We start from the raw sequence: 23593 nt of genomic DNA on the forward strand, positions 1-23593 counted from the left end.
CATGAAGAGCTGGATCACGGACTGGCAGCGCAGTGAGCGGCTGCCGCACTACACCCGCGCCAACGCGGGCGAGACCCTGCCGGAACCCGCCAGCCCGCTGGGCTGGACCCTGGTGTGGGGGCAGGGCCTGCAGGGCTGGCGTCGCGGCTTCGTCGGGTTCGGCATCTACCGCGAGGAGGAGGTGGCCGGCCCCCGACCGCCGTTCGTCGGCATGTTCGGCGGCCACTTCTACCTGAACCTGTCCCACATGCGGCTGTTCGGCATCCGTATGGGCCAGACGGCGGACCAGATCGACGCGGCCTTCGTCGGACAGCGTTCCGACACTCCGGTGTACCTGGCGCACCCGGACGACCAGGACGAGGAGCTGACCGCCAAGGCGGGCGGGACGCTTCAGCGGATGCTCGGCCAGAGCGGCTTCCCGGAGGCCGACGCCGACCGGCAGCGCTTGCGCGTACTGCGCCGCTCCCGGCCCGACCTGACGCGGCTGTCCGAGGCCGAACTGGTCGCGTACGCACGGTCGTTGCTGGACGAGGTGGAGACGACCTTCCAGCGGCACGTCGAGTCCTCGCTGCCCGCGTCCGTCGGACCGGCGATCCTCGGCCCGCTGTGCGCGAGCGTGGACCGCCCCGGCGCCATGCTCGATCTCATCGGCGGTCTCGGCGACGTCGACTCCGCCTCCCCCTCGACCGGGCTGTGGGCACTGTCCCGCCAGGTGGCGGCCTCGGCCGAGCTGAGCGCGCTGTTCGACCAGGGTCCGGCCGCCGTGGAGCAGGCCCTCGACGGGGCGACCGGCGACGTGAAGACGTTCCGCGACGCCTTCGAGGAGTTCCTGGCCGAGTCCGGCGACCGCGGCCCCAACGAGTGGGACATCCACGCACTGTCCTGGGAGGCGGCGCCCGTCCAGGCGCTGGCCCTGGTCGACCGGATCCGCCACAGTCCCGACGACGACTCCCCCGCCGCCCGCCGGACACGGCTGACCGAACGGCGCGAGCGGACGGCGCAGGAGATCCGGGCCGCGCTGCCCGAGGAGACACAGCCCATGTTCGACGCCGGCACGCACGCCTCGCAGGTGTGGATCCCGGCCCGCGAGCGCACCAAGGCGAACTGCGTCACCGTCGTCAACGAGATCCGCATGGCCGTACGGGAGCTCGGTCGGCGCGGCGTCGAGGCAGGGCTCTTCGCCCGGCCCGAGGACGTGATGATGCTGCTGGACACCGAGCTCGACGACTACGTCGCAGCCCCGGAGTCCTTCGGCCCCGTCATCGCGCGGCGGCTCGAGGAGTACGCCGCCCTGCACGAACTGGAACCGCCATTCTTCGTCGCGGAGGACGCGCAGACCGACATCGGCACCTGGCCGCGGCGCGCCGAGGAGCGGACGCAGGCGGCCGTCGAGGGTGATGTCCTCGGCGGTGTCGGCGGCAGCCACGGCACCTACACGGGCCGGGTCCGGGTGGTCACCGACCCGGCCTCGTGCGAGGCGCTGGAGCCCGGGGAGGTGCTGGTCGCGCCGATCACGGACGCCGCCTGGACACCGCTGTTCCTGGTCGCCGGAGCGGCCGTGGTGGACGTGGGCGCGCTCAACAGCCACGCCGTGGTGGTCTGCCGCGAACTGGGCATCCCGGCCGTCATCTCCGTCGAGGGCGGGACACAGCGCCTTCGGGACGGGATGGTGATCACGGTCGACGGTGACCAGGGCACCGTCACCGTGGACAGCGTCCCGGCGCCGCTCGGCATCTGAAGCACCGCGGGCCCGTCGCTCCCCTGCACCGGGGCGACGGGCCCGCGGGCACGACCGCGAAAGGAATCCCGTGGCCGAGGAAATCATCGTCGCCGGCTGGATGGACTACGAGCCCGCCGACCGCGACGCCATGCTGAGAGCCCTCGTCGAGCTGGGCCGGCATACCCGCGAGCAGGAACCCGGCTGTCTGGACTACGCCATGACCGCCGATCCCGTCGACGAGCGGCGTATCCGGGTGTACGAGCACTGGACCTCCCGGCAGGCCCTCGACGAGCACTTCTCCACCGCGCACATCAAGGACTTCCGGGCGGCCGTGGCGGGGCTGACCCGAGTCGGGGTCTCCCTGACGGCCCACACCGTCGCCGCGTCACACCCCATGCGCTGAAACGGCGCCCCCGGGCGGGGGCGCCGTTTCGGCCTGCCGGACGGGGCCGTTTCAGCCGGAATCGCCCAGGCGAACCAGCATCTTGCCGACGTTTCCGCCGCCGAGCAGGGACAGCAGCGCCCCCGCGGCGTTCTCCAGGCCGTCCACGACCGTCTCGCGCGCGGTGATCCGGCCCTCGGCGAGCCACCCCGCGACCCGCTGCTCGAACTCCGGCCGCAGGTCGTCGTGGTCGCGGACGATGAAACCGCACAGCGTCAGCCGTTTGAGGACCGCCTGGATCAAATGGTTGATGTCCACGGTCCGTCGGGCGCCGCCGAACTGCGACATCATGCCGCACAGAGCGACCCGGCCACCGGTCCGCAGCGCGTGCAGGGCGGCGGCGAGCTGCTCTCCGCCGACGTTGTCGAAGTACACGTCGATGCCGTCGGGTGCCATCCGGGCCAGGGCGTCGCGCACCGGCTCGGCACGGTAGTCCGCGGCGTCGCCGTAACCGAACTCCTTGACCAGCAGGGCGCACTTGTCCGGTCCGCCTGCGGTACCGACGACTCGGTCCGCGCCCAGCAGGCGCGCGAACTGGCCGGCGGCGGTGCCGACGGCCCCGGCCGCGGCCGACACGAAGACGGTGTCGCCGGGGCGCAGCTCCGCGATCCGGGTCAGGCCCACGTACGCGGTGAATCCGGTCTGGCCGAGCAGACCCAACCAGGTGGGCAGCGGGGCGAGTTGCGGGTCGATGCGATCCGCTCCGTCGGTGTCCGCCGCGTCCAGCACGGCCCGCTCCCGCCAGCCGAGTTGGTGGCGGACGTAGGCACCGGGCGGCACGCCGGGACAGCGGCTCTCCTCCACGACACCCAGGGCCCGGCCGTCGAGCGGTGATCCGGGGGTGAAGTTGTGCGTGTAGTGCTTCTCGGTGCTCTCCAGCCGCCCGCGCATGGACGGGTCGACGCTCATGTAGAGGTTGCGGACCAGGAGTTGGCCCTCACCGAGGGGCGGCAGGGGGCGTTCCTCGACGGCGAAGTCACCGGGGGCCGGCTCTCTTTCGGGGCGGCGTACCAGACAGACCACCCGGGTGGTGCGCGGGGACACGGGGTCATCCCTCCGGCTGGGGCGCGATGCGCCGCTGTGCGAGGCGGCCGACCCAGCCGGCCATCTGGAGGTCGGCGTGGCGCAGTTCGCCCGACTGCCACCGGGCCTGGAAGTCGAAGACGCCCTGTGCCCCGGTCCTGGGGTCGGTCACCTCGACGAGTCCGTCCTCGGTGAGCCGGTACACATGCCCGGTCAGCGGGTGGATCACTTGCTTGGACATGGGGCCTCACTACTGCACTCGGCGGCGCACGCCGCGCTTGGTCACGGTCACCGGGCCCTCGACCCGGAGCCGGCAGGCGAGCCGGGTCAGGCCGTCCACCGGCCTGCGCAGGGCCTCGATGCCCTCGCGCTCCAACGGGCCCACGGGGGAACAGTTCTCGGCGCCGTCCTCCACCTGGACGAAGCAGGTACGGCAGGTGCCCTTGCCGCCGCAGACGGTGGGCCAGCGGTAGCCGAGCCGCTGGGCGGCGGTGAACAGGTCCTCGCCGTCGAGGACTTCGAGCTCGACGCCCAGGGGTCTGACCGCCACGCGGTGGGTCACTGGTCCATCCACTGGTCGAGCGTCCGGTTGAAGTGGCGGATGCGGCTCTCCTGGTAGTTGGCCAGGGTGATGCCCGGCTTGCGCATCGCCTTGAGGCCCTGCTGGACGTAGGGGAGGTTTTCGCAGTCCTGGTCGAAGACGGGGCCGAGCACGCCGAGTTCGGGGATGTCGGCGAAGAGCATGTCCTCCGGCACCCAGCGGATCTTCACCGGGGGCGGCATCTCGCCGGGCTGCTTCGGGGAGGACATGAAGATGATCTCCGCGGTGCAGGAGTCCGGGTCGAGGCCGTTGGGCCGGAACCGGTAGATGATGTTGGACTTGGCGCCGCCCCAGGGGTTGAAGTTGGGGAACAGCAAGTAGTTGATGGCGTCCAGCAGTTCGGTGTCGGCGGTCTGCGAGAAGTCCTGCTGCGAGGTGGCCGCCAGTTGCGCGCGCATCCGCTCGGCGAGGACCTGGCGGGCGGTGCCGCCCGGTGGGATCGCCGGCATTTCGTCGCCCTCCTGCATCACCAGGTCACGGCCCTGGGCCGCGGCGTAGAACGAGCGCGAGTCGTAGAACGTCTCGAGGACGTCCTCCTCCGTGACGGACTCCGCCACGTGCGGGCTGGGCGCGCCCTGGATGTTGATCATCCGGTTCCAGTTCGGCTGGTCCGCCATGACGTCGTACTGGGAGTTGGCGTCGGCGAGCCACGGCAGCATCTGCGGGTGGGTGGCGATCACGTGGAAGGACTCGATGAAGGCGTCCTGCGCGATCTTCCAGTTGCAGGGCAGCACCTTGGCGATGTGCAGCGACTTGTAGCGCTTCTCCAGTGGCCAGATGTAGTAGTCGTCGAAGGTGCCGCGGTAGGAGTCGAAGGACTCCGCGTACGGGTCCATGTTGATGAAGACGAAGCCGCGCCAGGTGGCCACCTGAGCCTCGGGAAGAGCGAACTTCTCCGGAGTGACGTGCGGGAAGTCCCAGGCGCAGGGCGGGGTCTGCATCGTGCCGTCGAGGTTCCAGGCGAAGCCGTGGAAGGAGCAGCGGAACTCGCTGACGTTGCCGCCGCCGGTGCGCAGTTTGCGTCCGCGGTGCAGGCAGACGTTGACGAAGGCGCGGATCTCGTCGGGGGCCGTGCGCACGACGATGAGCGAGTCGTCGCCGATCTCGTAGACCTCGTGGTCGCCGACCTCGGGAATCTCGCTCTCCAGGCAGGCGAACTGCCAGACGCGGCGCCACACCTGCCGCATCTCGCGTTCGGCCCATTCGCGGGAGGTGAAGCGGGCGGTGTCGATGTCCTCGCTGCCGAGGTGGTCGTTCCGCTCGTACCTCAGCGCGGGGGGAACAGGGCGGCTGTCCTGGTCGAGGTAGTCCTGGACGCTGGGCCCGGGGCACCGCGCCGTGCCCAGCTCCGATGTTTCGTCCATCATCTCTCCTCCAGCAGAAACTTTAGAGTGAGTGTAGTTACCGGTTGCGGTCGGGAGCAACACTCGCGACGGTGAACGAGCCCGCATCTGCCGAGGTCATCGCGAAATGAGCCTGAGATCCTGGAATTTCTTGCGGCGACCCTCTCCCCAAGCACGCCGGGGCATGTCACACTCCGACCCACTTGAGGCTGTAGTGCCTCATAAGTTTCTCCGTTCCGGAACGGTCTTCTGCCCGTCCCGGCCCCAGCGCCCCGGGCTCTCACCCCGGTGGCCCGCGCCGTACCCCACGCCGGCGATCCACGCAGCCCTGCCTTCCCCAGCACCTCTTGCGTGCGCCACACCACGGGAGTTCTCAACGATGAGTTCCAGACCCGGTCGCGCGGTCCGCCGCGCCCTCACCGCGATCGTCCCCGTCACTGCCCTGCTCACCCTGACGGCGTGCGGCAGCGGCACGACCCCGGCCGCCGACTCCTCGCAGGCGGCGGCGCCCGGATCGCCCGGCCTGACGGCGGCCCGTGCGGCTCTGAAGACGTATGCGCAGCGCCCGGCCGCGATCTCCGTCACCCAGCCGGTCGGCAAGAAGATTCCCAAGGGCAAGAAGATCGACTTCATCCTGTGCGGCGTCCAGTCCTGCAAGGACCTCGCCGACTTCTTCACCGGCGCCGCGGGGCAACTCGGCTGGAAGGTCAAGCAGATCGCCACCCAGGGCACGCCGGAGTCCGTCCAGGCCGCCTACGAACAGGCCGTACGCGACAAGCCGGACGCCGTCGTCGCCTCCGGTTTCCCACGTGCCGTCTACGCCAAGCAGCTGGCACAGCTGAAGGCGGCCGGTATCCCCGTCATCCAGTCGAACGCCGACGACGTGGTGGGCGACGGCATCTCCCTGCTGAAGAACGGGCCGAAGGACGTCGGCGTCCAGGGCCGGATGCTCGCCTCGTGGGTGGTGTCGAACAGCGGCGCCCAGGCGAACACCGTGTACTTCGATCTGCCGGCGTACACGATCCTCAAGCCCGTCAAGGACTCCTTCGCGGCCAACTACAAGGAATGGTGCGCCGGTTGTGCGCTGGACAACGTCGACGTGCCGATCACCGCGGTGGGCAAGGACATGCCGGACCGCGTGGTGTCGTATCTCCGCTCACACCCGAAGGTGACCCATGTCGTCTTCTCCCTGGGCCTGCTCAACGTGGGCGTACCGGCCGCGCTGAAGACCGCCGGCCTCACCGGCAAGCACATCGTGGTCAACGTCGGTGACGCGCAGAACTACCAGTACATCCAGAGCGGTCTCACCGACGGCGCGATGGCGCTGAACTCCCATGAGACGGCCTGGCTCCAGGTCGACGCGCTGGCCCGGCACTTCACCGGCCAGTCCATGGCTGTGGACCAGAAGGCGGCGCTGCCCAACATGCTCGTCACCAAGGACAACCTGCCTTCCGCCGACGGCGACTTCCCGATCGTCGAGAGCTACCAGAAGCAGTTCAAGGCGCTCTGGGGCCTGAGTTGACCGGGCCGGTACTGCGGGTGGCCGCCCTGTCGAAGAGATTCGGCGCCACCCAGGCACTGAGGGACGTGGATCTCGAGGTCGCGCCCGGCGAGATCCACGCCCTCATCGGGCCCAACGGCTCCGGCAAGTCCACCCTCATCAAGATCCTCGCCGGCTTCCACCATGCGGAGCCGGGTGCGGTGGCCGAACTCGACGGCGAGCCCTTCGACCTCGGCCATGTCACGGCCTCCCGCCACGACCGGCTCCGCTTCGTCCACCAGGAGCTGGGGCTGGTGGGCGAGCTGAGCGCCATCGACAACCTGGCGCTCAGCCACGGCTTCGCCCGCACGGCGTTCGGCAACATCCGCTGGCCGGAGATGGAGAGACGGACGACCGCCCTGGTCGAACGGTTCGGTCTCGGCATCGACGTACGCCGTCCCCTGGTGACGGCGACCCCGGTGCAGCGCGTGGTGGTGGCCATCGCCGCCGCGCTGCAGGGCTGGGAGGGCGGCCGCGGTGTCCTGGTGCTCGACGAGCCCACCGCCGTGCTGCCGCCCGGCGAGGTGGCCCGCCTTTTCGACATCGTGCGGGAGGTCCGCGACGCCGGCGCCGGTGTCCTGTACGTCTCGCACCGGATGGACGAGATCTTCGCGCTCGCCGACCGGGTCACCGTCATCCGCGGCGGACGCCGGATCGCCACACGCCGGGTCGCCGAGCTCACTCCGCGCTCGCTGGCGGAACTCATGGCGGGCGAGGAGACGGAGACCGACCACCGCCCGGCGCCCTCCGCCGGTCCCGCCGACCCCGTGCTGGAGGTCCGTGACCTGTGGGCCGGGCCCCTGCGGGGGGTCGACCTCGACCTGGCCAGGGGTGAGCGTCTGGGCATCACCGGTCTGGTCGGCTCCGGCCACGAGATCGTGCCGTACGCGGTGTGCGGGGCCCATGCCGGACCGGTGAGCGGCAGGCTGCGGCTGCCGGAACGCTCCGAGCGGTGGACCGAGGCGCGTGACGCAGGCGCCCTGGGCCTTCCCCTGGTCCCGGCGGACCGGGCGGGCGAGGGAGTGATCGGCGACTTCTCGGTCGGCGAGAACCTCACCCTCCCGCTCCTGCACCGACTGCGCGCCCGGGCCGGGCGGCTGCACCGGCGCGGCGAGTCCGCCCTGGCGGAGGACTGGATCAGGCGGGTCGGGGTGCGCACGGCCGGACCCGGGGCCCGGATCACCACCCTGAGCGGCGGCAACCAGCAGAAGGTCGTCATGGCCCGCTGCCTGGCACAGCGCCCGCCCGTGCTGGCGCTGTGCGAACCCACGGCGGGCGTGGACGTCGCCACCCGCCTGCAGCTGTACGACCTGATAGAGCGTCAGGCCGACGAGGGCATGGGCGTCATCGTGTGCTCCTCCGACACGCAGGACCTGCTCGCGCTGTGCACCCGCGTCCTGGTGGTGCGCGACGGCCGGATCGCACGGGAGATCAGCGGCCGGGACGTCACCGAGTCCGCGCTCGTGCAGGCCATGGAAGGAACCGAGTGACATGTGCCTTGGAAGGGACCCTCTGTCATGACATCCACACCGACCCGGGCGGCGGAGCTACCGCCGTCCGCACCGCAAAGATCCGCGGTGTTCGTCCCCGGGGCGCTTGGCCGACGGGCGGTGACCGCCCTGTCGTTCCGGAACATCGGCGCCGTATACGTGTGGCTGGTCATCGTCGTGCTCTTCTCCGTATGGGCGCCGGACACGTTCCCGACCACCACCACGGTCAAGCAGGTACTGAACGGCAACGCCGTGGCCGGCCTGGTGGCCCTCAGCGTCGTACCGCCACTGGCCGCACGTGTCTTCGACCTCTCGGTCGCCTACACCATGTCGCTCACCAGCGTGCTGACCGCCCGCTTCCTGGTCTCCGCCGGACTCGGTCCCGGCGCGGCGATCACCCTGGCGATGACCGCCGCGCTGCTGATCGGAGTCGTCAACGGGATCGTGGTGGTGGTCCTGCGCGTCGACTCGTTCATCGCCACGCTGGCCACCGGCGCGCTGATCCAGTCACTGATCACCATGGTCACCAACGACAGCTCCATCACCGGTGTGCAGCTCCTCGCCAAGCCGTTCGCGAGCATCGCCCAGCTGGACGCGGGCGGCATCACCCTGCCGGTGCTGTATCTGCTGATCGCCGCGCTCGCCATCTGGTTCCTGCTGGAACACACCGCCACCGGGCGCCGGTTGTACGCGACCGGCTTCAACGCCGACGCGGCCCGGCTGCAGGGCGTGCGTACCGACCGGCTGCGCTTTCTGACCCTGGTGACCTCCGCGCTGCTCTCCGGTTTCGCCGGCATCGTCTTCGCGTCCTCGGTCGGATCCGGCTCGCCGACCGCGGGCACCCCGTATCTGCTGTCGGCGTACGCCGCCGCCTTCGTCGGGGCGACCCAGCTGCGCGCGGGCCGCTTCAACGCATGGGGCACGGTGCTCGCGGTCCTGCTGCTCGGCACGGGCATCACCGGACTCGGGCTCGCCACCAGCGCGCAGTGGGCCGCGAGCCTGTTCACCGGTTCGGTCCTCATCGTGGCGCTGGTCCTCACGGGTGGCCGGATCGCCCTGCCTGCCGTGCTGCGCCGTAGGAAGGGAATCCCCTCGAGTGCCGGCGCCGAGACTCCCACGGAGAGCGGCACCCTGCCTGCCACCAGCAAGGAGACCTGACAATGAAGGCTGTGCAGTACCGAAGGGTGGGACACACCCCCGAGATCGTCGAGGTTCCCGTGCCCGAACCGGGCCCGGGCCAGGTCCTGTTGAAGGTGACGGCGGCGGGGCTGTGCCACTCCGACCTGGCGGTCATGGGCTGGCCCGAAGAGCAGTTCCCCTACCCGCTGCCGATGACGCTCGGCCACGAGGGTGTCGGCACGGTCGCGGCCGTGGGCAGCGGTGTCACGGCAGTGGCGGAAGGCGACGACGTGGCGGTGTACGGCCCGTGGGGCTGCGGGCACTGCCACAACTGCGCCCAGGGCAAGGAGAACTGCTGCCCGCGCGCCGCCGGGCTCGGGATCCTGCCGCCGGGACTCGGCTCCCCCGGTGCGCTCGCCGAGTACATGCTGGTGGACTCGCCCCGCCACCTGGTGCCGCTGAACGGACTGGACCCGGTGCAGGCCGCCCCGCTCACCGACGCGGGGCTGACGCCCTATCACGCGATCAGGAAGTCACTGCCCAAGCTGGTCCCGGGCAGCACGGCGGTGGTGATCGGGGTGGGCGGCCTGGGTCACCTCGCCGTACAGCTGCTCCGCGCCCTGACACCGGCCAGGGTGGTCGCCCTCGACGTGAGCAAGGAAAAACTCGAGCTGGCACACACCGTCGGCGCCCACGAGACGCTCCTCTCCGACGGCGCGGCGGCCGCAGGGGTGCGGGAGCTCACCGGCGGGACGGGAGCGGAGGTGGTGCTGGACTTCGTGGGAGCCGAGGCGACGCTCGCGGTGGCCGCGGCGTCGGTGGCGGTGGCGGGCGACGTGACGATCGTCGGCATCGGCGGCGGCACCCTGGCGGTCGGCTTCGGCGGCGGGCTGCCGTTCGAGGTCTCCGCCTCGTTCCCCTACTGGGGCACTCGCCCGGAACTCATGGAGGTCGTCGAGCTGGCGCGACAGGGGCTGGTCTCCTCCCACGTCGAGACATTCACCCTCGACGAGGCGCCGACGGCCTACGAGCGTCTGCACGCCGGCGACATCAACGGCCGTGCGGTGGTACTGCCGCACGGTTGAGCCGCGACCCGTGCAGGGCCGGCGCCCGAGCCTCGCTCAGGTGCCGGCCCGCTCCTCTGCCGGGTTTCGCCCACTCACCGTCCGCTCCACGCACCGCCGCAGCACCGTCATGAACTCCGGCGTTTCCCACGGCCCCCGGTCCACCCGGCCGGTGTCGTCAACGCCCAGGTCCTGTACGTCGTAACGGCCCCTGCAGTGCCCGAGAGTGAAGTAGCAGACCTCGCCGAGACCGTGCCGCTTGAGATACAGCACCGGTCGGGGCGCGGCGTCGAGGGCCGCCGTGTCCCCTTCGGCGAAACCGCGGCACGGCCCCGTGTACTCGGCATGCAGCAGCACCTCCAACTCCCCGTGCAGCTCGCACACGTACAGCTCGTCGGTGACCGTGAACGGGCCGACCCCGGCGACCAGCGGATGCTCGGGCCGGGTCACCCGCACCTCGTACGGCTCGATCGGCGGATGGGCCAGGAACTGGCTGCCGAGCACCGGCGCCAGTTCCCCCAGGAGCCGCGGGGTCGTGAACACCCGCGGTCCATCACTCGCCGACGGCTCGATCACCGAGTTGGTGCCGTGCAGGGCGAGCCAGCGCCCGCCCCGCTCGACGAACCGGGACAGCGCGGCCCGCTGTGCCGGGCGGGGCCGGACGTCACAGGTGTAGGTGACCAGCAGGTCGGCCTTCTCGAGCGCGGCCACGCAGTCGTAGTCCTGATACACGGTGGTGCGCACCCGTGGATGTTCACCGAGCAGCTCCAGCAGCCGAAGCCGCGCGTGGTCGAAGTCGTGCCAGCGGCCGCCGCAGACCAGTACGGCGTCCAGGCGGCCGGCCGGGCCTGCCACGGCTCAGTACTGGACGCGGGTGAGCAGCCCGCCGTCCACCACGAGGTTGACCCCGACGCAGAAGGAGCCGGTCCGCCCGAGCAGGAACGCCACCGCCGCGGCCACGTCCTCCGCGGTGCCGTAACGGCCGATCGGGAGCTTGGCGAGCACCTCCTCGTACACCTCCGGGCGGCTGGTGCGGATGGTCTCCCAGGCGCCGCCGGGGAAGTCGATCGGGCCGGGCGAGACGGTGTTGACGCGGATGCCCTTCGGCGCGAGGGCGTGCGCGAGCGCCGAGGCGTGCTGGACCACGGCTGCCTTGAGCGCGGAGTACGAGTTCGCTCCGGCCGGGCGCGCGGTGTCGGAGGCGTTGGTGGTGCCGATGGCGACGACGGCGGCCCGGTCGGAGGCCTCCAGGTACGGAAGGGCCGCCTCGACGAGTCCCGCGAACGGGATCAGGTCGCCCCGCAGGCTGGCCTCCCAGGACTCGGGGCCCTTCACATTGCCCGCCGACACGTTGGACACCAGCAGGTCCAGGCCGCCGAGTTCACCGGCCGCGCGCTCCACGAAGCCCGCGAGCGCGGCCGGGTCGGTGACGTCGACCGGTTCCGCGAACACCGTGGCCCCCTCGCCGCGCAGTTCGGCTGCGGTCTTGGCCAAGCCTTCCTCGCCGCGGGCGCACAACGCCAGCGCGCAGCCCTCGGCCGCCAGGGTGGTGGCGATCGCCCGCCCGATGCCCCGGCTCGCGCCGGTCACCAGCGCCTTCGCGCCTGTCAGTCCCAGATCCATCGATGTCACTCCCTTGTGATTGCCGAATGCGACTGCCGAATTGCGACTGCCGAGAAGGTCCCCCGGTGCCTCAGTTGCCGGGAAGCTGCGAGAACGGCATGCGGTCCACCCGCGGCTCCGGCGGCAGCTTCAGCACCCGTTCGCCGATCAGGTTGCGCTGGATCTGGTCGGTGCCCCCGGCCAGCCGGTAGCCGGGGGCGCCGAGCAGGTGCTGCGCCCAGGCGAAGGTGCCCGCCTCCCCGGTGTCTGCGCTGATCCGCGCGCCCATCAGCTTGGCGGCGACCTGTCCCGTGCGGGTGAGCAGGTCGGAGGCCATGAGTTTGGTCAGCGACGCCTCCGGGCCCGGCCGGCCGCCGGCGGCGCTCGTCCTGGCGACGCGGTCCACGGTGGCCGCACGCAGGGCGGCGCGTACGTACAGGTCGGCGAGGCGCTGGCGGACCAGCGGATCTCCGGAGCGGCCGAGGGAGCGGGCGAGTGCGAGAACGTCCGCGAACGTGCCGCCCTTGCGACGGTTGCCGCCGCCGGAGGCGGTCCGCTCGAAGGCGAGGGTGGTGGTGGCGACCTCCCATCCCTGGCCCGGTCGCCCGATCCGCAGCCGGTCCGGAACACGGACGCCACTGAGGAAGACCTCGTTGAAGGAGGCGCCGCCGCTCATCTGACGGATGGGTCGCACCTCCACGCCGGTGGCGTCCATCGGGACCAGGAAGGCGGTGATGCCGGCCTGTTTGACCACGTCCGGGTCGGTGCGGGCGAGCAGCAGACCGTAGTCGGCGAACTGGGCGCCCGAGGTCCACACCTTCTGACCGTCGATCACCCACTCGTCGCCTTCTTGGCGGGCACGCGTGCGCAGGGCCGCGAGGTCGGATCCGGCACCGGGTTCGCTGAAGAGCTGGCAGGCCAGCAGGTCGGTGCGCAGGAAAGCGCGCGCGTACGTGTCACGCTGCTCGGCCGTCCCGAACAGGGAGACGGCCATCGCGACCAGGCGCACGGTGACGCTGATCAGCTCGGTGGACGGCGGCACCTCGAAGGCGGACTCCTCCTCGGCGAAGGCCGCCGCGTGGGCGGCGGTCAGGCCCGCGCCGCCCTTGTCCTCGGGGAGGGTCAGCGCCTGGTAGCCGGCGTCGAAGCGGGCCCGCTGGTAGACGCGGCAGCGCTCCAGCAGCAGGCGCTCCTCGTCCTCCGGGAGGTTGTGGAACACGGCGAGGTCGGCTGCCCCTTCGGTGGACTGCGGCGCCCTCGCCGGTTCGAGCACGCCGGCCAGCCACTGCCGGACCTGTGTGCGCCATGCGTCCGGACCGGGCTGGGACATGGCTCCTCCTCGGGTACTTACCAGACGACAGTTTCAGTAACGATGATCGGGAGTGCACCACCCAGACCGCCGAACCTTGGGGGAATGACTCCGTCTGGGACCAGAGTGTTCCGCACTTTCTTGATAAACGCTACAGTCTCCGCATCCCCTCTCCCCTCGAATCGGGAGAGGCCCAGGAGCCGCCGGAGGAGCCATGTCGCTGCTGCCACTCGACCGTCGCGCCCAGGAGACACCCGACGAGCCCGCCCTGGCGGACGACCTGGGCGTGCTGTCCTGGTCGGGCCTCGCCGACCAGGTGGCACGGGCGACGGCACGGCTGCTGGAGCTCGCGCCCGGCCCCGACGACCGGATCGCCGTCCTCGGCGACAACGCGATCCCGACGCTGGTGGCCCATCTGGCAGGCCTGCGCGCCGGAGTGGGGACCGTGGCCACGTCCCGGAATCTCACGTCGGGCGAACTCGTCGACCAGATCATCGACGCGGGCGTGACCGGAATCATCACCGGACCGGTCGGCGCGGGTGCCGCCCTCGACGCGGCCCGGGAACTGGGCCTGCCGGTCGTGATGCACGGAACCCCGGCGGTGGGGCACGCCTTCGACTGGGACCCGTGGCTCGCAGCCGCCCCCGCCGGGCGCACCGACCCTACGGACCGGCCCGCCCGGCCTCCGCTCGTCTACACCTCGGGAACCACCGGACGGGCGCGCGGCACCGAGGTGCGCTGGGTGAGCGGCCCGGTCTCCGACAGCTCCGCCTACCTCGCGGCGATGGCCGCCCGGCCCGGGTTCCCGCCAGGGCCGCACCTGGTGTGCGGCCCGCTGCAGCACAACGCGCCGCTGACCTCACTTCGGCACCTGGCGGCCGGTCAGCCGGTGGTCGTCCTCGGCAGGTACGACGCGAAGACGTTCCTCAGCCGTGTACAGAAGTGGCGGGTCTCCTCGACCGTGATGGTGCCCACCCACTTCCAACGGCTGCTCGCCCTCCCGGAAGAGGTCCGCGCCCGCTACGACGTCTCCAGCCTGCGGCAGGTCTCGCACACCGGCTCCGCGTGTCCGCCGGACGTGAAGCGAGCCATGATCGACTGGTTCGGCCCGGTGCTGACCGAGTCGTACGGCGCCAGCGAAGCGGGAACCGTCGCCCGCATCAGCAGCGCCGAGTGGCTGGCGCACCCGGGCTCGGTCGGGCGTGTCCGGCCCCCGTTCGAGGTACTGGTCACCGACGACGACGGCCGGCAACTGCCGCCCGGCGAACGCGGACTGCTGGCCTTCCGAGCTCCGGAGGACCAGGGCGTCCGCTACCACGCGGACCCGGACAAGACCAGGTCCGCCTATCTCTCCCCCGGCGTCTTCACGCTCGGCGACATCGGCTACGTCGACGCGAACGGCTACATCTTCATCACCGACCGGGCCGCGGACGTCGTGGTCTCCGGCGGCGTGAACCTGTACCCGGCCGAGAGCGAGGCGGTCCTGCGGCAGCACCCGGCGGTCGCCGAGATCGCGGTCATCGGCGTGCCCGACCCGGACTTCGGCGAGTCGCTGCGGGCGCTGGTCGTGGCCGCGGCGGACGCGCCGCCGGCCGATGAGCTGGACCGGTTCTGCCACGACCGCCTTGCCGCCTACAAGTGCCCGAAGTCGTACGAGTTCGTCCCCGAGCTGCTGCGCAACGCGATGGGCAAGCTCGACAAGCGTGCGATGCGCCGCCCCTATTGGCGCTCGGAACGGACCATCGCCGGCTGAGCCGACCCGCCCACCCCTCACCCGTACGAAGGATCACCCATGACCGAACTCCTCCTCGTCCGGCACGGCCTCCCCCTGGCGGGCGTGTTCGACCCGGGGCTGTCGCCGGAGGGCAGCGCCCAGGCGGAGCGTCTCGCCGCCTGGCTCGTGCACGAGGACGTCGACGCCCTGTACACCAGCCCGTTCCAGCGTGCCCGCGAGACGGTGGCTCCCCTGGAACGCCTCACCGGCATGACCGCCACCGTCCTCGACGACCTGCGCGAGTGGGACACCGACGTCTCCCACCCCTACATGCCACCGGAGCAGATTGGCGCGGAGGATCCCCGCGCGGCGGCGCTCGCCGAGGGACGCTACGAGGACTTCGTGCCCGACCTGGACTGGGATGCCTTCCGTGCGCGTGCCGTACGGGCCATGGACACCATCTTCGACGCCCATCCCGGCGGGCGGGTCGCGGTCGTGTGCCACGGCGGGATCACCAACACCTACCTGGCGACGGTGCTCGGCCTGCCCACGATGTTCTGGTTCCATCCCGGCTACACGTCCGTCAGCCGGGTGCGGCGCATGCCCGGCGGCCGGATCGTTCTGCACTCGGTGAACGAGACGGCCCACATGATCGCCCGACGTGCCGTCGACGCGGCCGCCTGACCCCGCCCCACACCCCAGGAGGTCCCGGCCATGCCCGGATCCGTCATCGTCGCCGGAGCAAGGACGCCCATCGGCAGACTCATGGGCGCCCTGAGCACGGTGCCCGCGGTCGACCTCGGCGCTCACGCCATCGGCGCGGCGCTGGCCGCCGTGCACCTGGACCCGGCAGCCGTGGAAGCCGTCGTCATGGGTCACGTCGTGCAGGCCGGGACCGGCCCCAACTCGGCACGGCAGGCCGCGATCCGCGCCGGCATTCCGTTCTCCGTCCCCGCGAGCACCGTCAACAAGCTCTGTCTATCCGGTCTGCACGCCATCGCCCTGGCCGACCTCATGATCGCCTCCGGCCGTCACGAGGTGGTCGTCGCCGGCGGCATGGAGTCCATGTCGGGCACCCCGCACCTGCTGCGCGGATCACGCACCGGCTGGAAGTACGGCTCGACCGCGGTGGAGGACGCCCTCGACCGTGACGCCCTCGTCTGCGCCTTCGACGGCGTGTCCATGGGAGCGGCCACCGAGCGGTACCAGCAGCCGTACGCCATGACGCGCGAGGAGCAGGACGCATACAGCGCGCTGTCCCATCAACGGGCTGCCCAGGCGCAGGAGTCGGGTGCGCTGCGCGAGGAGATCGTCCCCGTCACCGTGACCGGACGCCGGGGCGAGACGGCGGTCGACACCGACGAGGGCGTACGGCCGGGGAGCACCGCAGACAGCCTGGGGCGGCTGAAGCTGGCCTTCTCCGGCGCGGGCACCATCACCGCGGGCAACTCGTCACAGCTCTCCGACGGCGCCGCGGCCGTCGTCGTGATGAGCGCGGAGCGCGCCCGGCGGGAGGGCCTGACCCCGCTCGCCGAGATCGGCACCTACGGCACGGTCGCGGGCCCCGACCCCTCACTGCTCGTCCAGCCGGCCGGCGCGGTCCGCGACGCCCTGTCCCGGGACGGCCGGCTGAAGTGCGCCGATCTGGACCTGTTCGAGATCAACGAGGCGTTCGCCTCAGTGGCCCTGGCTTCCGTACGGGAGCTGGACATCCCTCTGGACAAGGTGAACGTCAACGGCGGCGCGATCGCGCTCGGGCACCCGGTCGGCATGACCGGAGCCCGGCTGGTGCTGGCCCTCGCGACCGAACTGCGACGGCGCGGAGGCGGCAGCGGAGCGGCGGCCCTGTGCGGGGGCGGCGGCCAGGGCGACGCGCTGCTGCTTCATGTGCCCACGCTGGCCTGAACCCCGGAGCTGACCCACCATGAACGACCAACTGCCCGCCTGGACGACCCTCACCGTGGAGACCCGCGCTCCCGCCGCCGACGGCGTCGTCTCCCTCACCCTGCGCCGCCCCGACGGCGGTGCGCTCCCCGCCTGGACGCCGGGCGCCCACATCGACGTACTCCTGGACGGCGACGACGGTGACCTGATCCGTCAGTACTCCCTGTGCGGGCACCCGGGCGACCGTGCGGCCTGGCAGATCGCCGTGCTGCGCGAGCCGCGGGGCCGCGGCGGCTCCGCATACGTTCACGACCATCTGCGCGAAGGCTCCACCGTGCGGGTCCGCGGACCGCGGAACACCTTCCCGTTGCGGCCCGCCGCACGCCATCTGTTCATCGCCGGCGGCGTCGGTATCACGCCCATCCTTCCCATGGTGGAGGCCGCCGAGGCCGCGGGAGCCGACTGGCTTCTGCTGTACGGCGGCCGCACCCGCGCCTCCATGGCGTTCCTCGACCGCCTCGCCCCGCACGGGGACCGCGTCCTCGTCCGTCCGCAGGACGAGTACGGCCTGCTGGACCTCGCCGACCACCTCGGCGTACCCGAAGAGGGCACCCTGGTGCACGCCTGCGGGCCCGAACCCCTGCTGCGGGCGGTGCAGGAGCAATGCGCGGGCTGGCCCCCCGGCACGCTGGGCGTGGAGCGGTTCGCCCCGGCGCAGACAACGGAGTCGGGCCCGACCGAGGCCTTCGAGCTGGAGCTCGCTCGTTCCGGGCTCACCCTCACCGTGCCGCCGAACCGCTCGGTACTCGAAACGGTCGAGGAGGCCGGGGTCGCGGTGGACTTCTCGTGCCGGGAAGGCACGTGCGGCACCTGTGAGACGGACGTACTGGACGGCAAGCCCGACCATCGCGACTCGCTGCTGACCGAAGACGAGCGGGCCGCCGGCGACACCATGCTCATCTGCGTCTCCCGCTCGTGCGGGCCGCGCCTGGTCCTCGACCTGTGACGGCGATCACCCCCAGCAATTTACTAGGACGTCCTAGTATCTTTGGAGTCAGCAGTACCCCGCTCCGTCCGGGAAGGCCCTCATGAGCGATCTGCACCGGCCCGTGCACCCTGTTCGCCTGGTCACCGCTTCAGCTCTGTTCGACGGGCACGACGCGTCGATCAACATCATGCGGCGGATCTTCCAGTCCCAGGGGGCGGAGGTGATCCACCTGGGGCACAACCGCTCGGTGCGGGAGGTCGTGGACGCCGCGCTGGAGGAGGACGCACACGGCGTGGCCGTCTCCTCCTACCAGGGCGGGCACGTCGAGTACTTCGAGTACCTGGTCGAGTCGCTGCGTGCGCAGGGCGCCGACCACATCCGCGTGGTGGGCGGCGGAGGGGGCGTCATCGTGCCCGACGAGATAGCCCGGCTGCGCAACAGCGGGGTGACCATCTTCTCCCCGGAGGACGGCCAGCGAATGGGCCTGGCCGGGATGGTCAACTCGGTGGTGCGGGACTGCGACTTCGACCTCTGGGACGGCAAGCCGGCCGACGCGGCCGCCGTACTGGCCGGTGACCGGTTCGCGATCGCCCGTGCCATCACCGGTGCGGAACTCGGCAAACTGCCCCCGGAGTTCCTCGCACAACTGCGTGCCACGGCTGCCGCCGGGTCGGTTCCGGTGCTCGGCATCACCGGCACCGGTGGTTCGGGGAAGTCGTCGCTGACCGACGAGTTGGTGCGCCGGTTCCGGGTCGACCAGCAGGACAAGCTGCGGATCGCGGTGATCGCGGTCGACCCGACCCGTCGCCGCGGCGGTGGCGCCCTGCTCGGTGACCGGATCCGGATGAACTCCCTGGACGGCAGCCGGGTCTTCTTCCGCAGCCTGGCCACCCGCGGCAGCCGCGAGCTGCCCGAGCATCTGTCCGACGTGATCGACGTCGTCAAGGCCGCCGGCTTCGACCTGGTGATCGTGGAGACACCGGGCATCGGCCAGGGAGACGCGGCGATCGTGCCGTTCGTCGACACCTCGATGTATGTGATGACGCCGGAGTTCGGCGCCGCCTCGCAGCTCGAGAAGATCGACATGCTCGACTTCGCCGACGTGGTGGCGATCAACAAGTTCGAGCGGCGCGGTGCCAAGGACGCACTGCGCGACGTGGGCCGCCAACTCGTCCGCAACCGCGAGGCGTTCGGGATGCGGCCCGAGGACATGCCGGTGTACGGCACCTCGGCGGCCACGTTCAACGACGACGGCGTCACCGCACTGCACCAGCACCTGAAGGCCGCCCTGGCCGAGAAGGGACTGCCGCTGTCGGAGGGCGCGTTGGCGCCGGTCGGCATTCGCCACTCCTCCGGCATCCGGCAGGTGGTTCCCGCGGACCGGGTGCGCTACCTCGCCGAGATCACCGACATCGTCCGCGGCTACCACGGCGAGACCGCCCAACTGGCCGAGGCGGCACGGCGGGTGCAGCGCCTGGACGCGGTCCGGGGCGAGCTCGTCGAGGCCGGCTCCGACGCCGAGAACGTGCAGTCGCTGCTCGACGAGGCCCGCAAGCGGCTCCCGCACGGCATCAGCGAGCAGATCGAGAACTGGCCCGCCGTCATCGCCGCCTACTCCGGCGACGAGCAGGTCGTGAAGATCCGCGACAAGGAGATCCGCACCAAGCTGACCCGCGAGTCGCTGTCCGGCAACAGCATCCCCCGCGTCGCCCTGCCCCGCTTCACCGACCACGGCGAGCTGGTGCGGTTCTGGCGCGGGGAGAACCTGCCCGGCCAGTTCCCGTTCACCGCCGGGGTGTTCCCCTTCAAGCGTGACGGTGAGGACCCTGCGCGGATGTTCGCCGGCGAGGGCGACCCGTTCCGTACCAACCGGCGCTTCAAGCTGCTCTCCGAGGGCCAGCCCGCCACCCGCCTGTCCACCGCCTTCGACTCGGTCACCCTCTACGGCCGCGACCCGGACGAACGCCCCGACATCTACGGCAAGGTCGGCACCTCCGGCGTCTCGGTGGCCACGCTGGAGGACATGAAGGCGCTCTACGACGGCTTCGACCTGGTCGCGCCGACGACGTCGGTGTCGATGACGATCAACGGGCCCGCGCCGACCATCCTGGCGTTCTTCCTCAACACCGCCGTCGACCAGCAACTCGACCGCTTCCGGGCCACCGAGGGCCGCGACCCGTCGCCCGAGGAGGCGGCCGAGCTGCGGGCGCACGCGCTGGCGAACGTGCGCGGCACGGTGCAGGCCGACATCCTCAAGGAGGACCAGGGCCAGAACACCTGCCTGTTCTCCACCGAGTTCTCCTTGCGGATGATGGCCGACATCCAGGAGTGGTTCATCGAGCAGCAGGTCCGCAACTTCTACTCGGTGTCCATCTCCGGCTACCACATCGCCGAGGCCGGCGCGAACCCCATCAGCCAGCTCGCCTTCACTCTCGCCAACGGCTTCACCTACGTCGAGGCCTATCTCGCCCGGGGCATGCACATCGACGACTTCGCCCCGAACCTGTCGTTCTTCTTCTCCAACGGCATGGACCCCGAGTACTCCGTGCTCGGCCGCGTGGCCCGCCGTATCTGGGCCGTCGCGATGAAGGAGAAGTACGGCGCGGGCGAGCGCAGCCAGAAGCTGAAGTACCACGTCCAGACCTCCGGACGTTCCCTGCACGCCCAGGAGATGGACTTCAACGACATCCGCACCACCCTGCAGGCGCTCATCGCGATCTACGACAACTGCAACAGCCTGCACACCAACGCCTACGACGAGGCCGTCACCACCCCCACCGAGGAGTCCGTCCGCCGCGCCCTGGCCATCCAGCTGATCATCAACCGGGAGTGGGGCCTGGCGATGAACGAGAACCCCCTGCAGGGGTCGTTCATCATCGACGAACTCACCGACCTGGTCGAGGAGGCCGTCCTGAAGGAGTTCGAGCGGATCAGCGAACGCGGCGGTGTGCTCGGCGCGATGGAGACCGGCTACCAGCGCGGCCGTATCCAGGACGAGTCGATGCTCTACGAACAGCGCAAGCACGACGGCACCCTGCCCCTCATCGGCGTCAACACCTTCCGCATCCCCCACGCGGACATCGCCGAGCCCGGCGTCATCGAACTTGCCCGCGCCACCGAGGAGGAGAAGCACTCCCAACTGGCGCGCGTGCAGGACTTCCAGGCCCGCCACCAGGAGCAGGCCCACGCCGCCCTGGCCGCCCTCAAAGAGTCGGCGGTGGAGGGCAGCAACGTGTTCGCCGTCCTCATGGATGCCGCCCGGGTCTGCTCGCTGCAGCAGATCACCGACGCCTTCTTCGAGGTCGGCGGCCAATACCGCCGCAACGTCTGACCACAACCACTGACCGGATGGGACATCACATGGACTCCGTCACCCGTCTCGGCGTCGTCGGCTGCGGCCTCATGGGCTCCGGCATCGCCGAAGTCGCCGCCCGCAACGGCCTCGACGTCCGTGTCGCCGAAGCCACCCCCGACGCACTCGAGGCCGGCCGCCGCCGGCTCACCGCCTCCCTCGACCGAGGCGTGAAGCGCGGCAAGCTCACCGAGCAACAGCGCGACCAGGCCCTCGCCCGGCTCTCGTTCACCCACGACCTCAGCGATCTGGCCGACCGTCAGTTCGTCGTCGAGGCCGTCGCCGAGAACCGCGAGATCAAGACCGACGTCCTGCGCACGCTGGACAAGGCGGTCGAAGACCCCGCGGCGATCCTGGCCACCAACACCTCCTCCATCCCCATCGTGGATCTCGCCGTCGTCACCGACCGTCCCGGCCAGGTCATCGGCATGCACTTCTTCAACCCCGTTCCGGTACAGAAGTTGGTCGAGCTCGTTCCCGCCCTCACCACCAGCGCGGACACCGTGCAGCGCACCCGCGACCTGGCCACGCAACTCGGCAAGCAGCCCATCCAGGCGCCCGACCGCTCCGGCTTCGTCGTCAACGCCCTCCTCGTGCCCTACCTGCTCAGCGCGGTCCGGATGGTGGAGTCCGGCGGCGCCCGCCCCGAGGACATCGACCAGGGCATGGAACTCGGCTGCGCCCACCCCATGGGCCCGCTACGCCTGCTCGACCTCATCGGCCTGGACACCGCCCAAGCCGTCGCCGAGTCGATGTACGAGGAGTTCAAGGAACCGCTGTACGCCCCGCCGGCACTACTGCGCCGCATGGTCGCCGCAGGCCACCTCGGCCGCAAGAACGGCCGAGGCTTCTACACGTACGACGCCTGAACAAAGGCCGGCCACATAGGGGGCGCACGCACACTCCACCCCCGAACTATGTAGTCCCACCACATGTCCGCCTGACCTGCCTCTTCCTACGGTGTGCCGACACGTACCCGTCCCCACCGCACACGAGGAAGTGGCGATCATGGCCTCCGCAGCAACCGCTCCACCGACGCCGACCAACCTGAAGCGCATAGTCGCCGCCAGCCTCATCGGCACCACCATCGAGTGGTACGACTTCTTCCTGTACGGTTCCGCCGCCGCGCTCGTCTTCAACAAGCTGTTCTTCCCGGACTCGGACCCGCTGGTCGGCACGCTGCTGTCGTTCCTGACGTACGCCGTCGGATTCGCCGCCCGTCCGCTGGGCGCCCTGGTCTTCGGGCACTACGGCGACCGGATCGGGCGCAAGAAGCTGCTGGTGCTGAGCCTGCTGCTGATGGGCGGGGCGACGTTCGCGATCGGCTTGCTGCCCACGCACGCGACGGTCGGATCCGCCGCTCCGGTGCTGCTCACCACGCTGCGGCTGGTCCAGGGCTTTGCGCTCGGCGGCGAGTGGGGCGGGGCCGTGTTGCTGGTGTCCGAGCACGGGGACGCTCGGCGGCGCGGCTTCTGGGCCTCGTGGCCGCAGACCGGGGCGCCCGCGGGGCAGTTGCTCGCGACCGGCGTGCTGTCCCTGCTGACCGCGGTCCTGTCCGACGACGCCTTCGGGTCGTGGGGTTGGCGCATCCCGTTCCTGCTGTCGGGTGTGCTGGTGATCGTCGGTTTGTGGATTCGTCTGTCTGTCGATGAATCGCCGGTCTTCCAGCAGGCGTTGGCTCAGGCCGAGGCCCGCAAGGCCGACCGGACCGCGGACGCCGAGAAGACGCCGCTCGTCTCCGTGCTGCGGCATCACTGGCGGGACGTGCTGGTCGCGATGGGTGCACGCATGGCCGAGAACATCAGCTACTACGTCATCACCGCGTTCATCCTCGTCTACGCGACCACCTCGGCGGGCGTCTCCAAGCAGACCGCCCTCAACGCCGTACTGATCGCGTCGGCCGTGCACTTCGCCGTCATCCCGGCCTGGGGCGCGCTGTCGGACCGTATCGGGCGCCGTCCGGTGTATCTGCTCGGCGCGGTCGGGGTCGGGCTGTGGATGTTCCCGTTCTTCTCCCTCATCGACACCGGCGGCTTCGGCAACCTGATCCTCGCCGTGACCGTGGGCCTGGTGCTGCACGGAGCGATGTACGCGCCCCAGGCCGCCTTCTTCTCCGAGATGTTCGCGACCCGGATGCGCTACTCCGGTGCCTCCATCGGCGCCCAGTTCGCCTCGGTCGCCGCGGGTGCTCCGGCGCCGCTGATCGCCACGGCGCTGCTGGCCGACTACGACAGCTCCACCCCGATCGCCCTGTACGTCATCGCCGCGGCCGTCCTGACCGTCCTGGCCGTGGGCGTGGCAAAGGAGACGCGCCACCGGGACCTGGCCGAGGTCGATCCGTCCGGCGAGGCGGACCGTGCGACGGCCCCGAAGGCGGACGCGCGCACTGTGTGACCTGTGGG

General features: G+C 70.9%; 20 protein-coding genes. 13 read left to right on the forward strand and 7 right to left on the reverse strand.

The features are described 5' to 3' along the window. Window position 1 precedes the first annotated feature (1 nt). Complete coding sequence (locus ACFY1L_RS29840) at window positions 2–1738, forward strand: PEP-utilizing enzyme (protein ID WP_388830938.1); 1737 nt, start codon at window positions 2–4, stop codon at window positions 1736–1738. 70 nt (window positions 1739–1808) lie between these two features. After that, complete coding sequence (locus tag ACFY1L_RS29845) at window positions 1809–2123, forward strand: putative quinol monooxygenase (RefSeq protein ID WP_388830940.1); 315 nt, start codon at window positions 1809–1811, stop codon at window positions 2121–2123. Between the two features lie 51 nt (window positions 2124–2174). Here the strand turns inward: ACFY1L_RS29845 and ACFY1L_RS29850 are convergent, their stop codons facing one another. Genes ACFY1L_RS29850 through ACFY1L_RS29865 form a run of 4 tightly spaced genes read right to left on the reverse strand, consistent with a single transcriptional unit; the run spans window position 2175 to window position 5150 of the window. Further along, window positions 2175–3206: an NADP-dependent oxidoreductase gene (locus ACFY1L_RS29850; RefSeq protein ID WP_388830942.1), complete on the reverse strand. Its 1032-nt coding sequence runs from the start codon at window positions 3204–3206 to the stop codon at window positions 2175–2177. A gap of 4 nt (window positions 3207–3210) precedes the next feature. Further along, on the reverse strand, window positions 3211–3426 hold the full coding sequence (locus ACFY1L_RS29855) for a transposase (RefSeq protein ID WP_388830944.1): 216 nt from the start codon (window positions 3424–3426) through the stop codon (window positions 3211–3213). Between the two features lie 9 nt (window positions 3427–3435). Next, on the reverse strand, window positions 3436–3735 hold the full coding sequence (locus tag ACFY1L_RS29860) for a 2Fe-2S iron-sulfur cluster-binding protein (protein ID WP_388830946.1): 300 nt from the start codon (window positions 3733–3735) through the stop codon (window positions 3436–3438). 8 nt (window positions 3736–3743) lie between these two features. Further along, entirely contained in the window at window positions 3744–5150 is a 1407-nt protein-coding gene (locus tag ACFY1L_RS29865; RefSeq protein WP_388830948.1) for an SRPBCC family protein, read from the reverse strand. A gap of 358 nt (window positions 5151–5508) precedes the next feature. Here ACFY1L_RS29865 and ACFY1L_RS29870 point away from each other — a divergent pair, with 358 nt between their 5' ends. From ACFY1L_RS29870 to ACFY1L_RS29885, 4 genes are all read left to right on the forward strand, one after another. Further along, window positions 5509–6651: a sugar ABC transporter substrate-binding protein gene (locus ACFY1L_RS29870; RefSeq protein ID WP_388830950.1), complete on the forward strand. Its 1143-nt coding sequence runs from the start codon at window positions 5509–5511 to the stop codon at window positions 6649–6651. After that, on the forward strand, window positions 6648–8159 hold the full coding sequence (locus tag ACFY1L_RS29875) for a sugar ABC transporter ATP-binding protein (RefSeq protein WP_388830952.1): 1512 nt from the start codon (window positions 6648–6650) through the stop codon (window positions 8157–8159). The genes ACFY1L_RS29870 and ACFY1L_RS29875 overlap by 4 nt, the downstream gene beginning before the upstream one ends. Before the next feature lie 87 nt (window positions 8160–8246). Further along, window positions 8247–9317 carry an ABC transporter permease gene (locus ACFY1L_RS29880; RefSeq protein ID WP_388830954.1) on the forward strand — a complete coding sequence of 357 codons (1071 nt, stop codon included), beginning with the start codon at window positions 8247–8249 and terminating at the stop codon, window positions 9315–9317. 2 nt (window positions 9318–9319) lie between these two features. After that, window positions 9320–10363, forward strand: a complete 1044-nt coding sequence (locus tag ACFY1L_RS29885; RefSeq protein WP_388830956.1) for an NAD(P)-dependent alcohol dehydrogenase — start codon at window positions 9320–9322, stop codon at window positions 10361–10363. A gap of 36 nt (window positions 10364–10399) precedes the next feature. Here ACFY1L_RS29885 and ACFY1L_RS29890 read toward each other — a convergent pair whose 3' ends face one another. The 3 genes from ACFY1L_RS29890 to ACFY1L_RS29900 all read right to left on the reverse strand — a co-directional run bounded on the left by ACFY1L_RS29890 (window position 10400) and on the right by ACFY1L_RS29900 (window position 13274). Further along, complete coding sequence (locus ACFY1L_RS29890) at window positions 10400–11197, reverse strand: ThuA domain-containing protein (protein ID WP_388830958.1); 798 nt, start codon at window positions 11195–11197, stop codon at window positions 10400–10402. Window positions 11198–11200: 3 nt separating this feature from the next. Then, window positions 11201–11965: an SDR family NAD(P)-dependent oxidoreductase gene (locus ACFY1L_RS29895; RefSeq protein WP_388830960.1), complete on the reverse strand. Its 765-nt coding sequence runs from the start codon at window positions 11963–11965 to the stop codon at window positions 11201–11203. A gap of 70 nt (window positions 11966–12035) precedes the next feature. Further along, a complete protein-coding gene (locus ACFY1L_RS29900) occupies window positions 12036–13274 on the reverse strand; it encodes an acyl-CoA dehydrogenase family protein (RefSeq protein WP_388830963.1) in 1239 nt (412 codons plus the stop codon). 193 nt (window positions 13275–13467) lie between these two features. Here ACFY1L_RS29900 and ACFY1L_RS29905 point away from each other — a divergent pair, with 193 nt between their 5' ends. The 7 genes from ACFY1L_RS29905 to ACFY1L_RS29935 all read left to right on the forward strand — a co-directional run bounded on the left by ACFY1L_RS29905 (window position 13468) and on the right by ACFY1L_RS29935 (window position 23585). Beyond that, complete coding sequence (locus ACFY1L_RS29905; RefSeq protein WP_388830965.1) at window positions 13468–15006, forward strand: AMP-binding protein; 1539 nt, start codon at window positions 13468–13470, stop codon at window positions 15004–15006. Window positions 15007–15045: 39 nt separating this feature from the next. Further along, on the forward strand, window positions 15046–15651 hold the full coding sequence (locus ACFY1L_RS29910; RefSeq protein WP_388830967.1) for a histidine phosphatase family protein: 606 nt from the start codon (window positions 15046–15048) through the stop codon (window positions 15649–15651). A 30-nt stretch (window positions 15652–15681) separates the two neighbouring features. After that, a complete protein-coding gene (locus ACFY1L_RS29915) occupies window positions 15682–16872 on the forward strand; it encodes an acetyl-CoA C-acyltransferase (protein ID WP_388830969.1) in 1191 nt (396 codons plus the stop codon). 19 nt (window positions 16873–16891) lie between these two features. Then, the gene (locus ACFY1L_RS29920) at window positions 16892–17857 is read left to right on the forward strand and encodes a PDR/VanB family oxidoreductase (RefSeq protein ID WP_388830971.1); all 966 of its coding nucleotides are present in this window, start codon (window positions 16892–16894) and stop codon (window positions 17855–17857) included. 82 nt (window positions 17858–17939) lie between these two features. Then, window positions 17940–21170 (forward strand): fused isobutyryl-CoA mutase/GTPase IcmF, encoded by a 3231-nt coding sequence (gene icmF, locus ACFY1L_RS29925; RefSeq protein WP_388830973.1) that lies wholly within the window; start codon window positions 17940–17942, stop codon window positions 21168–21170. Between the two features lie 29 nt (window positions 21171–21199). Beyond that, window positions 21200–22060, forward strand: coding sequence for a 3-hydroxybutyryl-CoA dehydrogenase (locus ACFY1L_RS29930; RefSeq protein ID WP_388830975.1), 861 nt, complete (start codon window positions 21200–21202; stop codon window positions 22058–22060). Between the two features lie 139 nt (window positions 22061–22199). Further along, window positions 22200–23585, forward strand: a complete 1386-nt coding sequence (locus ACFY1L_RS29935) for an MFS transporter (protein WP_388830977.1) — start codon at window positions 22200–22202, stop codon at window positions 23583–23585. Window positions 23586–23593 lie beyond the last annotated feature (8 nt).

Origin of the sequence: Streptomyces sp. NPDC001663, assembly GCF_042893105.1 — a bacterium.
In the GTDB taxonomy this organism is placed as follows: domain Bacteria; phylum Actinomycetota; class Actinomycetes; order Streptomycetales; family Streptomycetaceae; genus Streptomyces.

Coding starts and splice junctions, on each gene's coding strand:
- ACFY1L_RS29840 (WP_388830938.1), top strand. CDS start 2: ATGAAGAGCTGGATCACGGACTGGCAGCGCAGTGAGCGGCTGCCGCAC.
- ACFY1L_RS29855 (WP_388830944.1), bottom strand. CDS start 3,426: ATGTCCAAGCAAGTGATCCACCCGCTGACCGGGCATGTGTACCGGCTC.
- ACFY1L_RS29865 (WP_388830948.1), bottom strand. CDS start 5,150: ATGGACGAAACATCGGAGCTGGGCACGGCGCGGTGCCCCGGGCCCAGC.
- ACFY1L_RS29870 (WP_388830950.1), top strand. CDS start 5,509: ATGAGTTCCAGACCCGGTCGCGCGGTCCGCCGCGCCCTCACCGCGATC.
- ACFY1L_RS29885 (WP_388830956.1), top strand. CDS start 9,320: ATGAAGGCTGTGCAGTACCGAAGGGTGGGACACACCCCCGAGATCGTC.
- ACFY1L_RS29895 (WP_388830960.1), bottom strand. CDS start 11,965: ATGGATCTGGGACTGACAGGCGCGAAGGCGCTGGTGACCGGCGCGAGC.
- ACFY1L_RS29900 (WP_388830963.1), bottom strand. CDS start 13,274: ATGTCCCAGCCCGGTCCGGACGCATGGCGCACACAGGTCCGGCAGTGG.
- ACFY1L_RS29905 (WP_388830965.1), top strand. CDS start 13,468: ATGTCGCTGCTGCCACTCGACCGTCGCGCCCAGGAGACACCCGACGAG.
- ACFY1L_RS29910 (WP_388830967.1), top strand. CDS start 15,046: ATGACCGAACTCCTCCTCGTCCGGCACGGCCTCCCCCTGGCGGGCGTG.
- ACFY1L_RS29915 (WP_388830969.1), top strand. CDS start 15,682: ATGCCCGGATCCGTCATCGTCGCCGGAGCAAGGACGCCCATCGGCAGA.
- ACFY1L_RS29920 (WP_388830971.1), top strand. CDS start 16,892: ATGAACGACCAACTGCCCGCCTGGACGACCCTCACCGTGGAGACCCGC.
- icmF (WP_388830973.1), top strand. CDS start 17,940: ATGAGCGATCTGCACCGGCCCGTGCACCCTGTTCGCCTGGTCACCGCT.
- ACFY1L_RS29930 (WP_388830975.1), top strand. CDS start 21,200: ATGGACTCCGTCACCCGTCTCGGCGTCGTCGGCTGCGGCCTCATGGGC.
- ACFY1L_RS29935 (WP_388830977.1), top strand. CDS start 22,200: ATGGCCTCCGCAGCAACCGCTCCACCGACGCCGACCAACCTGAAGCGC.